Origin of the sequence: Marinobacter sp. SBS5 (assembly GCF_048285575.1) — a bacterium.
Lineage (GTDB): Bacteria > Pseudomonadota > Gammaproteobacteria > Pseudomonadales > Oleiphilaceae > Marinobacter.
The window spans coordinates 501,871-514,962 of the sequence record NZ_JBLWAZ010000004.1 but is presented as its reverse complement, the minus strand read 5'-3'; the positions used below and the strand labels follow the sequence as shown (position 1 = coordinate 514,962).

14 protein-coding genes are annotated in these 13,092 nt (G+C 54.0%); all 14 read right to left on the bottom strand.

What is annotated here, in order from left to right; translation table 11 throughout:
* Positions 1–24 precede the first annotated feature (24 nt).
* The 14 genes from glmS to rsmG all read right to left on the bottom strand — a co-directional run bounded on the left by glmS (position 25) and on the right by rsmG (position 13,087).
* The gene (gene glmS, locus ACNQ6O_RS13875; RefSeq protein ID WP_418053817.1) at positions 25–1,857 is read right to left on the bottom strand and encodes a glutamine--fructose-6-phosphate transaminase (isomerizing); all 1,833 of its coding nucleotides are present in this window, start codon (positions 1,855–1,857) and stop codon (positions 25–27) included.
* Between the two features lie 29 nt (positions 1,858–1,886).
* The gene (gene glmU, locus ACNQ6O_RS13870; protein ID WP_418053816.1) at positions 1,887–3,251 is read right to left on the bottom strand and encodes a bifunctional UDP-N-acetylglucosamine diphosphorylase/glucosamine-1-phosphate N-acetyltransferase GlmU; all 1,365 of its coding nucleotides are present in this window, start codon (positions 3,249–3,251) and stop codon (positions 1,887–1,889) included.
* A 150-nt stretch (positions 3,252–3,401) separates the two neighbouring features.
* Positions 3,402–3,824 (bottom strand): F0F1 ATP synthase subunit epsilon, encoded by a 423-nt coding sequence (locus tag ACNQ6O_RS13865; RefSeq protein WP_114335143.1) that lies wholly within the window; start codon positions 3,822–3,824, stop codon positions 3,402–3,404.
* A 37-nt stretch (positions 3,825–3,861) separates the two neighbouring features.
* Positions 3,862–5,256, bottom strand: a complete 1,395-nt coding sequence (gene atpD / locus ACNQ6O_RS13860) for a F0F1 ATP synthase subunit beta (RefSeq protein ID WP_114335141.1) — start codon at positions 5,254–5,256, stop codon at positions 3,862–3,864.
* Between the two features lie 54 nt (positions 5,257–5,310).
* Positions 5,311–6,171, bottom strand: coding sequence for a F0F1 ATP synthase subunit gamma (atpG, locus tag ACNQ6O_RS13855; RefSeq protein WP_418053815.1), 861 nt, complete (start codon positions 6,169–6,171; stop codon positions 5,311–5,313).
* A gap of 70 nt (positions 6,172–6,241) precedes the next feature.
* On the bottom strand, positions 6,242–7,786 hold the full coding sequence (atpA, locus tag ACNQ6O_RS13850) for a F0F1 ATP synthase subunit alpha (protein WP_418053814.1): 1,545 nt from the start codon (positions 7,784–7,786) through the stop codon (positions 6,242–6,244).
* Between the two features lie 28 nt (positions 7,787–7,814).
* Complete coding sequence (locus ACNQ6O_RS13845) at positions 7,815–8,351, bottom strand: F0F1 ATP synthase subunit delta (RefSeq protein WP_418053813.1); 537 nt, start codon at positions 8,349–8,351, stop codon at positions 7,815–7,817.
* Between the two features lie 12 nt (positions 8,352–8,363).
* Complete coding sequence (locus ACNQ6O_RS13840) at positions 8,364–8,834, bottom strand: F0F1 ATP synthase subunit B (RefSeq protein ID WP_418053812.1); 471 nt, start codon at positions 8,832–8,834, stop codon at positions 8,364–8,366.
* 88 nt (positions 8,835–8,922) lie between these two features.
* Positions 8,923–9,150, bottom strand: a complete 228-nt coding sequence (atpE, locus tag ACNQ6O_RS13835; RefSeq protein WP_014423137.1) for a F0F1 ATP synthase subunit C — start codon at positions 9,148–9,150, stop codon at positions 8,923–8,925.
* A 54-nt stretch (positions 9,151–9,204) separates the two neighbouring features.
* Positions 9,205–10,059, bottom strand: coding sequence for a F0F1 ATP synthase subunit A (gene atpB, locus ACNQ6O_RS13830; RefSeq protein WP_418053811.1), 855 nt, complete (start codon positions 10,057–10,059; stop codon positions 9,205–9,207).
* Positions 10,060–10,074: 15 nt separating this feature from the next.
* The gene (locus tag ACNQ6O_RS13825; protein WP_114335131.1) at positions 10,075–10,482 is read right to left on the bottom strand and encodes an ATP synthase subunit I; all 408 of its coding nucleotides are present in this window, start codon (positions 10,480–10,482) and stop codon (positions 10,075–10,077) included.
* Between the two features lie 200 nt (positions 10,483–10,682).
* Positions 10,683–11,564 (bottom strand): ParB/RepB/Spo0J family partition protein, encoded by an 882-nt coding sequence (locus ACNQ6O_RS13820; RefSeq protein WP_418053810.1) that lies wholly within the window; start codon positions 11,562–11,564, stop codon positions 10,683–10,685.
* Positions 11,565–11,624: 60 nt separating this feature from the next.
* Complete coding sequence (locus ACNQ6O_RS13815) at positions 11,625–12,419, bottom strand: ParA family protein (protein WP_418053809.1); 795 nt, start codon at positions 12,417–12,419, stop codon at positions 11,625–11,627.
* A 23-nt stretch (positions 12,420–12,442) separates the two neighbouring features.
* Positions 12,443–13,087, bottom strand: coding sequence for a 16S rRNA (guanine(527)-N(7))-methyltransferase RsmG (gene rsmG / locus ACNQ6O_RS13810; RefSeq protein ID WP_418053808.1), 645 nt, complete (start codon positions 13,085–13,087; stop codon positions 12,443–12,445).
* Positions 13,088–13,092 lie beyond the last annotated feature (5 nt).

Genomic DNA, 13,092 nt, shown 5'->3' with positions numbered 1-13,092 from the left:
AGGCCTATCAGCGTAGACGGTCAGTTATTCGACCGTCACACTCTTAGCGAGGTTACGAGGCTGGTCTACGTCTGTGCCTTTCAGTACCGCCACATGATACGACAGCAGCTGCAGAGGCACGGTGTAGACAATCGGTGCGGTGATTTCGTGGACCGAAGGTAGCTGCATCACGTGAATACCCGGCTCGGCTTTCACGCCTGCGGCTTTATCGGCAAACACAAACAACTCGCCGCCCCGGGCGCGTACTTCTTCTAGGTTAGATTTGAGCTTCTCAACCAAGTCGTTGTTGGGGGCGACAGTGACAACCGGCATCTCGCTGTCCACCAGTGCCAACGGCCCGTGCTTAAGCTCGCCTGCGGGATAGGCTTCCGCGTGGATGTAGGAGATTTCCTTCAGTTTCAGAGCACCTTCCATCGCCACCGGATACTGGGAACCGCGGCCCAGGAACAAGCTGTGGTTCTTGTCCATGAAGGCTTTGGACAGGTTCTCGATTTCACCGTCCAGCGCCAGTACGTCACTGACTTGGCCGGGCACCAAGTGCAAGGCTTTAACGATCTCGGTTTCTTTCTCTTCGCTCAGGCCGTTATGACGGGCCAAAGCCACAGAGAACAATAGCAGCGCAACCAGCTGAGTGGTGAAGGCCTTGGTGGAGGCCACACCAATTTCCGGGCCGGCCTGGGTCATGATCACCAAGTCGGATTCACGCACCAAGGAGCTACCCGGTACGTTGCAAATCGCCAGCGCCGCACGGAAGCCGGCTTTCTTGGCCTGACGCAAGGCGGCAAGGGTGTCGGCCGTTTCACCGGACTGAGAAATGCACAGGAACAGAGTGTCCTGCTGAATCACGTGCTTGCGGTAACGGAACTCCGACGCGACTTCCACAGAACAAGGTACACCGGCCAGTTCTTCAATCCAGTAACGCGCGACCATACCGGCGTGGTAGGAAGTACCGCAGGCAATGATCTGAACGTGACGGACGTTCTCCAATAGCTTGGCGGCATCGGTGCCCAAGGCCTGTTCCAGAACGCGGCTGTCGGTGATGCGGCCGGTCATGGTGGCTTTGACCACCTTCGGCTGCTCGTAGATTTCTTTCAGCATGTAGTGGCGGTATTCGCCTTTATCAGCGGAGTCTGATGCATGCTCGAAGCGGGTGATGCTGCGTTCAACCACGTTACCGTCGCGGTCTTCGATGGCGATCTTGTCCTTGCGGATGTCGGCGATATCGCCTTCTTCCAGGAACATGAAACGGTCGGTAACCGGCAGTAGGGCCAACTGGTCAGAGGCGATGAAGTTCTCGCCAATACCCACACCCACCACCAGTGGGCTGCCTTCACGAGACACCACCATGTGATCCGGCTCGTCGGCGTGGACAACGGCCAGCGCGTAGGCACCGCGCAGGCGGGTCATCGCCGTTTTCACCGCCTTATACAGGTTGTTGTCGGCCTGATAGTGCTTGTTGATCAGGTGAGCAACCACTTCGGTATCGGTCTGGGAGGTGAACTCGTAGCCTTCGGCTTTCAGCTCATCACGCAGTTCCTGATAGTTTTCGATAATACCGTTGTGAACGATGGCCAAGCGGTCACCGGACATATGCGGGTGTGCGTTCAGCTGAGAAGGTTCGCCGTGAGTAGCCCAACGGGTATGGGCAATCCCCATGTGGCCCGCAACGGGATTGGCTTCGATCGCATCTGCCAATGCAGCAACCTTACCCACTTCCCGGGCGCGCTGTACCTGAGACTCGGAACCCACAACGGCCATGCCCGCAGAGTCGTAACCCCGATACTCGAGTCGGCGCAGACCCTCCAGCAGAATCCCCTGGACATCCCGTTCAGATACCGCTCCTACAATCCCACACATGCTGCTATCACCTGTTCGTTAATCGGTCTTTACGCTTTTTTGGGCCGTTCCCAGCCTGAAATATTTCGCTGCTTACCACGCGCCACCGCTAGGTCGTTCTCGGCGACATCGCGGGTAATCGTGGAGCCCGCGCCAATGGTGGCCCCTTCATCGACTTTCACGGGTGCCACCAAAGACGTGTTGGAGCCAACAAACACACCATCACCCAGTACGGTGCGGAACTTATTGACGCCATCATAGTTGCAGGTGATCGTGCCTGCACCCACATTCACATTACGGCCAAGAGAGGCATCGCCTACGTAACTGAGGTGATTGATCTTACTGCCCTCACCCACGATGGCTTTCTTAGTTTCTACGAAATTACCAACCTTGGTATTGGCCGACAACTCGGTGCCGGGGCGCAATCGTGCAAAGGGGCCTATTTGAGCATTGGCTCCGACCACCGCACCCTCAATCACGCTGTGGGCTTTAATTTCGGCGCCGTCGGCAATGGTCGCATCTTTAATGACACAACCCGGGCCAATGCTGACATTGCTGCCAAGGCTGACTTTGCCTTCAAACACCACGTTAACATCAATCCACAGGTCGTTGCCGATGCTGAGCTCACCGCGTACATCAATACGGGCAGGATCAGCCAGGGTGGCGCCTTCAGTCATCAATCGCTCTGCTTGCTGCAGTTGATACCAACGCTCCAGCTCAGCCAGTTGCAGGCGGTTATTCACGCCCTGTACTTCAAACGCCGTCCGGGGCTGGGAAACCTCTACGCTCAGGCCGTGCTCGACGGACATGGCAATGATGTCAGTCAGGTAGTATTCGCCCTGAGCATTGCTGTTAGACAGCGTTGGTAACCAGCTCTTCAGGTGCTTGGCCGACACGGCCAGAATGCCCGTGTTTACTTCTTTAATCGCCTGCTGTTCTGCAGTGGCGTCTTTCTGCTCAACGATAGCCTGCACCTGACCTTCCGCACTGCGCACAATCCGACCGTAACCCTGCGGGTTGTCCAGATCGACCGTGAGCAATGCCAAACGCTCTTCGTTGAGCTCTTCTACCATGCCTTGCAAAGTATCTTTGCTGGTCAGCGGTACGTCGCCGTACAACACCAGTACCCGGGCGTTATCCGGTAAGTCCGGCAACGCTTGGGCGACCGCATGACCTGTCCCTAGCTGCTCAGTTTGAAGCACCCAGTTGACGCTGTCATCCTCCAGCGAGGCGCGCACTTGATCTGCACCATGACCAATCACCGTGTGTATTTTTTCTGCGCCCAGCTGCTTCGCGGTTTCAACAACGTGATGCAGCATGGCTTTGCCGGCTACCGGGTGTAATACCTTCGGCAGTGCGGATTTCATCCTTGAACCCTGACCGGCGGCCAGAATAACAACGTGTAACGGATTCATGGGGCGATCAACTCCAAATTCGTTGGTCATCTCATAGTAAAAAACCGCACCCCGATGAAGGGCTTATGGCTTCCTTTCGAAAAACCAAAGCCCGCCACCTGCGGATGCGGTTCACTGTCAGGCCTGTCCGGGCACTGACGCAAGCACTGCTTATCGCAGGTTCTTGCGCAGTTTCTGGATGGTGCGCAGCTGAGCAGCGGCTTCTGCCAACTCTGCTGCCGCCCGGGAGTATTCAAACTCACCTGATTTGTTTGCCAGTGCCTTCTCGGCTTCCTTCTGGGCTTCCAGAGCTGCAGCTTCGTCTACATCTTTTGCACGAACTGCAGAGTCGGCCATCAGGGTTACGAGGTTAGGCTGCACTTCGATGTATCCACCGGATACGTACAGAATTTCCTCGGCGCCACCCTGTTTGATGATCCGCACTGCGCCCGGCTTGAGCGCAGACAATAGCGGAGCATGGCCAAACTGAATACCAAGCTCACCCTCGGTGCCGGTGGCGATTAACATCTCCACCAGACCGGAGTAAATTTTCTCTTCGGCACTTACGACGTCACAATGTACGGTCATAGCCATTTCTTACGCCTCTTGCGTCTGAAAGTGAAGAAAGGTGTTACTTACCTTCCTTCGCCTTCATTGCCTTAGCTTTCTCAATTGCTTCTTCGATGCCGCCGCACATGTAGAACGCCTGCTCCGGCATGTCATCGTAGTCGCCGTTAAGAATTCCTTCGAAGCTGGCAATGGTCTCTTTCAGAGACACGTACTTACCGGGGGAACCGGTGAATACTTCAGCAACGTGGAAAGGCTGAGACAGGAAACGCTCAATCTTACGCGCGCGGGATACGATCAGCTTGTCGTCTTCTGACAGCTCGTCCATACCCAGAATGGCGATGATGTCTTTCAGTTCTTTGTAACGCTGAAGAACGTTCTGAACACCACGAGCAACGTTGTAGTGCTGCTCACCAATCACCAGCGGATCCAGCTGACGGGAAGTGGAGTCGAGCGGGTCGATCGCAGGGTAGATACCCTTGGAAGCGATGTCACGGCTCAGTACCACAGTCGCGTCAAGGTGCGAGAAGGTGGTGGCTGGGGATGGGTCAGTCAAGTCATCCGCAGGTACGTATACCGCTTGGATAGAAGTGATGGAGCCATCTTTAGTGGAGGTAATACGCTCCTGAAGCTCACCCATTTCCTGAGCCAGAGTCGGCTGGTAACCTACCGCTGAAGGCATACGGCCCAGCAGTGCAGATACCTCAGTACCGGCCAAGGTGTAACGGTAGATGTTGTCTACGAACAACAGTACGTCACGACCTTCGTCACGGAACTTCTCAGCCATGGTCAGGCCGGTCAGTGCTACACGCAGACGGTTTCCTGGGGGCTCGTTCATCTGGCCGTAGACCATCGCTACTTTATCAAGAACGTTAGAGTCCTTCATTTCGTAGTAGAAGTCGTTACCTTCACGAGTCCGCTCACCAACACCTGCGAATACGGAGAGACCGGAGTGCTCTTTCGCGATGTTGTTGATCAGTTCCATCATGTTAACGGTCTTACCAACACCGGCACCACCGAACAGACCAACTTTACCACCCTTGGCGAACGGGCAGATCAGGTCGATAACCTTGATGCCAGTTTCCAGCAGGTCGGCAGAAGCTGACTGGTCAGCATAACCTGGTGCTTTACGGTGAATGCCCCAACGCTCTTCTTCACCGATCGGTCCCTGTTCGTCGATAGGACGACCCAGAACATCCATAATCCGGCCCAGAGTTTTTGTACCAACAGGTACAGAAATCGGCTTGCCGGTGTTTTCTGCTTTCAGGCCACGTTTCAGGCCTTCGGTGCTGCCCATTGCGATGGTACGTACAATGCCGTCACCCAGCTGCTGCTGGACTTCCAGTGTTGTTTCGCCACCTTCAAGCAGCAGTGCGTCGTAAACGCGTGGCACGGAGTCACGTGGAAATTCCACGTCGATAACCGCGCCAATGATCTGAACGATGTGTCCGCTACTCATGCTCGGTTCCTCGTTATCTAGTAGTCAATAAAACCAGTAGGTTAGTGAGCGCGATCAAACAGATGCTGCGCCGCTCACGATCTCCGAAATCTCTTGTGTGATCGCTGCCTGACGGGCCTTGTTATAGGCCAGCTGGAGTTCATCAATGATGCCACCAGCGTTGTCAGTTGCGCTCTTCATAGCGATCATCCGGGCGGCTTGTTCACAAGCCAGATTCTCTACCACACCCTGATACACCTGGGATTCGATATAACGTGGCATCAACCCGTCAAGAATCGGACGTGAGTCCGGCTCGTAGATGTAATCCCACTGGCGACCGATGTCATCACTGGAACCTTCAGGCAGAGGCAACAATTGCTCCGACTTCGGGCTCTGCGTCATGGTGTTCACGAATTCGTTGCTGATCAGGAACAGGCGGTCAATCTTGCCTTCCTCGAACGCATTCAACATCACCTTAACGCTGCCAATCAGCTGTTCCGCACTAGGGCTGTCGCCTATGTGGGTCAGGGCTGCCACCACATTTCCGCCGTAGCTGCGGAAAAAGGAGGCGGCTTTCTGGCCGATGGCACAGATATCGGTCTCAATACCTTTTTCTTTCCATTCACGCATTTCGCGCACGAGCAGTTTGAACGCGTTCGTGTTCAAGCCACCACACAGGCCACGGTCTGAGGAAACTACAATGTAGCCTACCCGCTTGACCTCACGCTCCTGCATGAACGGATGACGGTAATCTTTATTGGACTTGGCAATATGTCCGATTACCTGACGCATCTTTTCCGCATACGGGCGAGTTGCCTGCATACGGTCTTGAGCTTTGCGCATCTTACTCGCCGCCACCATTTCCATGGCGGAAGTGATCTTCTGCGTGCTCTTGATGCTTCCGATCTGGTTACGTATTTCTTTTCCGACGGCCATAAGTCACTGCCTTTTCAAGTTAGACACTCAAAGGGACCAGCAGGCCCGCTCATCGGCGGGCCCAGTGGATTTACCAGCTCTGAGTGGTCTTGAATTTCTCCAGAGCAGCTTTCAGGCCGGCAGCGATGTCGTCGTTGAACTTACCATCAGGACCGATCTGGTCGAGCAGTTCTTTCTGCTCAGAACGCATCCAGTCCAGAAGCTGTGCTTCAAAGTTCACAACCTTGTCTACGTCAACATCGTCAAGGAAGCCTTCGTTCGCTGCGAACAGTACAGTACCCATTTCAGCCACGGTCATCGGGCTGTACTGGTTCTGCTTCATCAGCTCGGTTACGCGCTGACCATGCTCAAGCTGCTTACGGGTCGCTTCGTCAAGATCAGAAGCAAACTGGGCGAATGCTGCCAGTTCACGGTACTGAGCCAAAGCCAGACGGATGCTACCGCCAAGCTTCTTCATGATCTTGGTCTGAGCTGCACCACCTACCCGCGATACCGAGATACCTGCGTTCATGGCAGGACGGATACCGGAGTTAAACAGGTTGGTTTCCAGGAAGATCTGACCGTCGGTGATGGAGATCACGTTGGTCGGAACGAACGCAGAAACGTCACCAGCCTGGGTTTCGATGATTGGCAGAGCGGTCAAGGAACCGGTCTTACCTTTCACTTCGCCGTTGGTCAGCTTTTCAACTTCTTCAGCGTTGATGCGAGAAGCACGCTCCAGCAGACGGGAGTGCAGGTAGAAAACGTCACCTGGGTATGCTTCACGTCCTGGTGGACGACGCAGCAACAGGGAAATCTGACGGTAAGCAACAGCTTGCTTGGACAGATCATCGTATACGATCAGAGCGTCTTCACCGCGGTCGCGGAAGAATTCACCCATAGAGGTGCCGGAGTATGGAGCCAGGAACTGCATAGCTGCAGGATCGGCGGCGCCAGCGGCAACGATGATGGTGTGGTCCATAGCGCCGTGCTCTTCAAGCTTACGCACAACCGCAGCGATGGATGACTGCTTCTGACCAACCGCAACGTAGATACACTTGATACCAGTGTTCTTCTGGTTGATGATCGCGTCGATCGCAACAGCGGTCTTACCGATCTGACGGTCACCGATGATCAGCTCACGCTGGCCACGGCCGATTGGAACCATGGTGTCGATCGCTTTCAGACCAGTCTGAACCGGCTCATCAACGGACTGACGAGCGATAACGCCCGGTGCAACCTTCTCAACAGGAGACGTCTGAGTGTTGCCCAGCTCGCCCTTACCATCGATTGGGTTACCAAGACCGTCTACTACACGGCCCAGCAGTTCGTTACCAACCGGTACTTCCAGGATACGACCAGTACAACGAACTTTCTGACCTTCGGCCAGATCTTCGTAGTCGCCCAGAACAACCGCACCAACAGAATCACGCTCAAGGTTCAGCGCCATGCCGTATGTGCCGTTGGCAAATTCAATCATCTCGCCGTACATAACGTCGGCCAGACCGTGAATCAGTACGATACCGTCAGAAACGGAAAGGATCGTACCTTCGTTCTTTGCTTCGGAAGAGATATCGAGCTTCTCGATTCTCTTCTTGATGATGTCACTGATCTCGGATGGATTCAGTTGCTGCATGCCTTTGTCCTCAAACCTTGTGCTGAAATCAGGAGCCCAGAGCCTTGGCCATTCTGGCCAGCTTGCCACGGACTGAAGCGTCGATAACCAGGTCGCCTGTGCGTACTACCACGCCGCCGATCAGAGACTGATCCACTGCGGTTTCAAGCTCAACCTTGCGCTCCAGCTTTCTGGACAATGCGTCAATCAGTTTCTGTTGCTCGTCGCCCGACAGTTCGAATGCGGTATCGATTGTCAGCTTAACGGATCGCTCAAGATCTGCACGATACAGGGCGAATAACGCAGAAACTTCTGGCAACAGGGCCAGACGCTTGTTTTCAGCAAGAATCAACAGGAAGTTTCTGAGTGCTTCAGGCAGCGGCTCTTCAAAACAATCTGCGAAGAGTTCCGCCTTGCGTTGCTCAGACAGGCCAGGATTGGCCAGGATTTTCACTACCTCTTGGTCAGCCGCAACCTGAGCTGCGAAAGCCAGAGCCTGATCCCAATGATCAACGGCGTTCTGGTCCTGCGCGGCTTTAAATACGGCTTTCGCGTAGGGTCGGGCTAACGTAGTTAGTTCTGCCATGATGACCCTCTATTAGAGTTCTGCGGCCAGCTTTTCCAGCATCTCGCTGTGAGCTTTGCCGTCGACAGAGGTTTCCAGAATCTTCTCGGCACCGGCAACAGCCAAAGCTGCTACTTCGTTTCTCAGTGCGTCGCGAGCCTGAACACGCTCCTGTTGAATTTCTGCCCTGGCCTGTTCAATAAGCTTTTCGCCTTCTTTACGAGCGTCGTCCTTAGAGGCTTCGACGATCTGGGCGGCACGCTTGTTGGCCTGGTCAATCAGGGCTGCAGCTTCTTCTTTCGCTGTGCGCAGTTCGTTGGCAGCTTTCTCTTGAGCAAGCTCAAGGTCTAGCGATGCACGGTCTGCGGCGGAAAGGCCGTCTGCAATTTTCTTCTGGCGCGCTTCCATGGCTGCCGTGATCGGCGGCCATACATACTTGACGCAGAACCAGACGAAAATAGCGAAGGCAATTGATTGCCCTATCAACGTAAGGTTTATATTCACGGCAATATACCTCTTGCTATTCGTTGCGTCCTGGTTTCCGGAAAAAGGGCGTGGTGATGTGCACCAACGCCCTCAATTCGCGGTCTTATTAACCAGCAACAACGAAGATCAGGTACATCGCGATACCAACACCGATCATGGGAACGGCGTCAAGCAGACCAGCCATGATGAATGCTTTAGTTTGCAGCTGGTTGGCCATTTCTGGCTGACGAGCAGTAGACTCGAGCAGCTTGCCACCCAGCAAACCGAAACCGATACCGGCGCCCAAAGCACCCAGACCGATGATCAACGCAGCTGCGATAAATACCATTTCCATTGAGAACTCCTCAGTTTTTTCAGATAGTTAAGGGTTTGTGTATTTAAGGGTAAATCAGTGATCTTCGTGCGCTGCACTGAGATAAACCACAGTGAGCACGGTAAAAATAAAGGCCTGAAGCGGGATAACCAGAATGTGGAAAATAGCCCAAGGTACGTTCAGCGTCCACTGGACCCACAACGGCAACAAGGCAATCAGGATAAACACAACTTCACCGGCGTACATGTTACCGAACAAACGCAGTGCCAGACTGATTGGCTTGATGATCAGAGCCAAGATCTCGAGCATCAGGTTAACCGGAATCATGGACCAATGGTTGAACGGGTTAAAAGCCAGTTCCTTGCTGAACCCACTTACACCTTTCACCTTGAAGCTGTAGTACAAGATAAGCAGGAACACGCCAAACGACATACCGAAGGTAGCGTTTGGATCGGTGGTCGGAACAATCTTGAAGTATTCCAAGCCCATGGCATGAGCCAGAGACGGGATAAAGTCCACAGGAATGAGCTTCAGGACGTTCATCAGGAAGATCCAGACGAAAATCGTCAGCGCCAGCGGCGCAATCAGAGGGTTTTTGCCGTGGAATACGTCACGAACAAGACCCTGGATAAACTCGAAGCACACCTCTACCAGGTTTTGCAGACCACTCGGCACACCTTCGGTTACCCGAGAAGCGGCAAAGCGGAACAAGCCCAAGAATAGAAGGCCCATTGCGATGGACCAACCCATGGTATCCACGTGGATCGCCATGAAACCCATGTCTGCTGCTTCCTGGGCGGTGGTTGCAAATGACCAACTGGCCTCTTGCACGACACTGCCATCAGCCCGCTCATAGCCGGCCGGAAGCTTGCCATAGGTAAGGTTGGTTAGGTGGTGTTTTATATACTCTACTGGGGTATCAGCTGCCATACTGCTCTCGTCCAGTCATCGCTGTGGTTGCGGCCGGATGAGCCAGCGTAATGCCGTACCCAACACAACCATCACAGCAAAAGTGAATAACAGAGCCGGTACATGTACTGGCTCCATTAAAGTGAAAACGGCCGCAAAAAAAATCGCGGTAAGGGCGAGCTTGATGCTCTCTGCCCTGAACATATTTCCTACCGCCACATGAATTTGGCGGGCGCCCTGATACCTGAATGTTCGATGGGCAAAATACGCGTTTGGTATGACAAAAATAAGACCGCCGATAAACGCGGAATAACCAGCCAAACGACTTTCAGTTAACCATAACAAACTGAGAATGATCAGTGTGGCCATCTCTATAGTCAGCCACTTTGCTAGCGGCACGTACGTGATGGCTTTCCTATAACGGGTCATATCACCTACTGTCATTCCAAGCGCGCGGAATTATATGTGTTAACCGGTAGCTGTTCAACTGAGTCGCCGGGAAAATTCGGGTATTTTTTGATCAACGCGAAGTCTTCAACGCTTCAACTTCACACAAGTTGTGCTCTGCAACCTATCGCACAACCACATCTGGTGTTTCATGACGAAACCAGGCCTTTCGGATGATTTTGCTAAATTTATCGGCGTTAGCGAATATGGCCTAAGATCCCATCGAGCTCATCCAACGATGTGTACTCAATTACCAGCTTTCCCTTGCCGCGCTTGCCATGAGCGATAGACACCCGAGCACCCAATCGCTCGGAAAGGTCGTCTTGCAGGGCGCGAATGTTCGGGTCGAGCACTTTCTTCGCTTCACCCTTCTCTTCGGGGGTTTCCTGCTGAAAACGGCGAACCAGCGCTTCGGTCTGACGCACCGAAAGGGATTTGGCGACGACTTGCCGCGCCACTTGCATCTGTTGTTCTGGCGGCAGCGTCAGCATGGCCCGGCCATGACCCATTTCAAGATCACCGTGCTCCAGCATGGTACGCACGTCTTCGGTCAGCCCGATCAAACGCAGAAGGTTGGTAATGGTGGTACGGGACTTACCCACAGCCTCGGCAACTTGTGCCTGGGTCAGACCAAACTCGTCTTGCAACCGCTGCAGGGCAAAGGCTTCTTCTATCGGGTTCAGGTTTTCGCGCTGAATGTTTTCAATCAGCGCCATAGCAATGGCGGCTTCATCCGGTACTTCGCGGATGATGGCGGGGATGCTGTCCAACTCGGCCAACTGAGTAGCGCGCCAACGGCGCTCGCCAGCAATCAGCTCATAGCGACCATCGGCAATGGGGCGAACAACAACCGGCTGCATCACACCCTGTTGGCGAATGGAATCCGCCAACTCCTGCAGCGCGGCGGGATCCATATCACGCCGAGGCTGGTAACGCCCACGCTGAATGAGATCGACAGGAATATCCTGCATCTCGCCGTCGCGTTTTGCGCTTTCGCTGCTCTGATTGAGGTTCACTTTGGAACCCTGTAACAGAGCTCCTAAACCACGTTCGCCCAAGCCTCGCTTCTTCGCCGCCATGGTAGTTGTCATTCTTCCTAGTGAAATAATGGATGCATGGTTGCCTGACGGCAAACTATGTTACACCGCAACGGCGCTGGATGTCTTTTTGGTTCCGTGCCGACGAACCATCTCACCGGCCATCGCCAGATAAGCAATGGCACCCTTGGATGCCTTGTCATAATTCAGAGCTGGCATGCCATAACTGGGTGCTTCGGCTAGACGCACGTTGCGGGGGATCACGGCCCGATACACCTTGTCGCCGAAATACTCGCGTAGCTGGCCGGATACATCGAGCGTCAGGCTGTTGCGCGGATCGTACATGGTACGAAGGATGCCTTCCATTTCCAGCTGAGGATTCACGGTTTCCTTGATTTGTTCCACGGTATTCATCAAGGCCGCCAACCCTTCCAGTGCATAGTATTCACACTGCATGGGAATCAATACCGAATCGGCCGCAGACAGTGAATTCACGGTTAACAAGTTTAATGAAGGTGGGCAATCGATCAGGATGTAATCGTAATTGTCGCGAACACCGCTCAACGCCAAACGTAACCGGTGCTCACGGCCAATTTCGTTCATTAGCTCGACCTCGGCCGCTGTCAGGTCACCGTTACCCGGCAGCAAATCAAAACCGGCCGGGTCGGTTTTGACCATGACTTCTTCAGCCGTTGCTCGTTTAGTCAGCAAATCGTAGCCAGACAGTTCAAGGGCGTTTTTATCCACACCACTGCCCATGGTGGCGTTGCCCTGTGGATCCATGTCGACCAGCAACACCCGACGTTTGATGGCAACCAACGACGCAGCAAGATTGACGCAAGTGGTGGTTTTACCCACACCGCCTTTTTGATTGGTCACTGCAATCACGCGCGTCATGCTTTGCCTCCTGCTGTTGCGGGTTACCGGGATGATGGGTGCCGGGTGACGATTAACAAGTGTCGTTCACCATCAGCACCGGGGACCGTCAGAGAATGGTTGGATTCTACCTGCCAACGGCTTGGAAGGGCAGCTACTTCATCATCCGGATACTGACCTTTCATAGCAAGGAACTCACCGTCATCCGCCAAAAGTTGTCCACACCAGGTCACCAGGTTCTCTAAAGCGGTAAACGCCCGGCTGCTGATCTGACGGAATGGCTGTTCAGGCTGGCAATCTTCAGCACGACCGTGGATAACGTCTACGTTCTTTAAGCCCAGCTCTAACACGCACTGATTCAGAAACCGGGTTTTCTTGCCGTTACTGTCCAGAAGCGTGAAGCGTTTTTCCGGAAACACAATCGCCAGAGGGATGCCGGGCATACCACCACCGGCGCCGACGTCGAGCAAGTGATCGGTCGTTACCCAAGGCATGATGCTCAGGCTGTCCAGTAACTGGCGCGACACCATGACCCGTTCATCGCGGACCGCGGTCAGGTTATAGGCTTTGTTCCATTTGTTCAGCAGAGCGAGAAAAGCCAGCAACTGTTGTTGCTGGCCATCACTCAAGGAAAGCTGCATCTCAGCCAGCCCGTCTTGGAGCTGGCTTTGCCACTGTGGATAAGTCATAGATT

What these genes read in the sequence shown, in the direction of transcription:
- glmS (WP_418053817.1), bottom strand. Translation starts at nt 1,857, where the DNA reads ATGTGTGGGATTGTAGGAGCGGTATCTGAACGGGATGTCCAGGGGATT.
- glmU (WP_418053816.1), bottom strand. Translation starts at nt 3,251, where the DNA reads ATGAATCCGTTACACGTTGTTATTCTGGCCGCCGGTCAGGGTTCAAGG.
- ACNQ6O_RS13865 (WP_114335143.1), bottom strand. Translation starts at nt 3,824, where the DNA reads ATGGCTATGACCGTACATTGTGACGTCGTAAGTGCCGAAGAGAAAATT.
- atpD (WP_114335141.1), bottom strand. Translation starts at nt 5,256, where the DNA reads ATGAGTAGCGGACACATCGTTCAGATCATTGGCGCGGTTATCGACGTG.
- atpG (WP_418053815.1), bottom strand. Translation starts at nt 6,171, where the DNA reads ATGGCCGTCGGAAAAGAAATACGTAACCAGATCGGAAGCATCAAGAGC.
- atpA (WP_418053814.1), bottom strand. Translation starts at nt 7,786, where the DNA reads ATGCAGCAACTGAATCCATCCGAGATCAGTGACATCATCAAGAAGAGA.
- ACNQ6O_RS13845 (WP_418053813.1), bottom strand. Translation starts at nt 8,351, where the DNA reads ATGGCAGAACTAACTACGTTAGCCCGACCCTACGCGAAAGCCGTATTT.
- atpE (WP_014423137.1), bottom strand. Translation starts at nt 9,150, where the DNA reads ATGGAAATGGTATTTATCGCAGCTGCGTTGATCATCGGTCTGGGTGCT.
- atpB (WP_418053811.1), bottom strand. Translation starts at nt 10,059, where the DNA reads ATGGCAGCTGATACCCCAGTAGAGTATATAAAACACCACCTAACCAAC.
- ACNQ6O_RS13825 (WP_114335131.1), bottom strand. Translation starts at nt 10,482, where the DNA reads ATGACAGTAGGTGATATGACCCGTTATAGGAAAGCCATCACGTACGTG.
- ACNQ6O_RS13820 (WP_418053810.1), bottom strand. Translation starts at nt 11,564, where the DNA reads ATGGCGGCGAAGAAGCGAGGCTTGGGCGAACGTGGTTTAGGAGCTCTG.
- ACNQ6O_RS13815 (WP_418053809.1), bottom strand. Translation starts at nt 12,419, where the DNA reads ATGACGCGCGTGATTGCAGTGACCAATCAAAAAGGCGGTGTGGGTAAA.
- rsmG (WP_418053808.1), bottom strand. Translation starts at nt 13,087, where the DNA reads ATGACTTATCCACAGTGGCAAAGCCAGCTCCAAGACGGGCTGGCTGAG.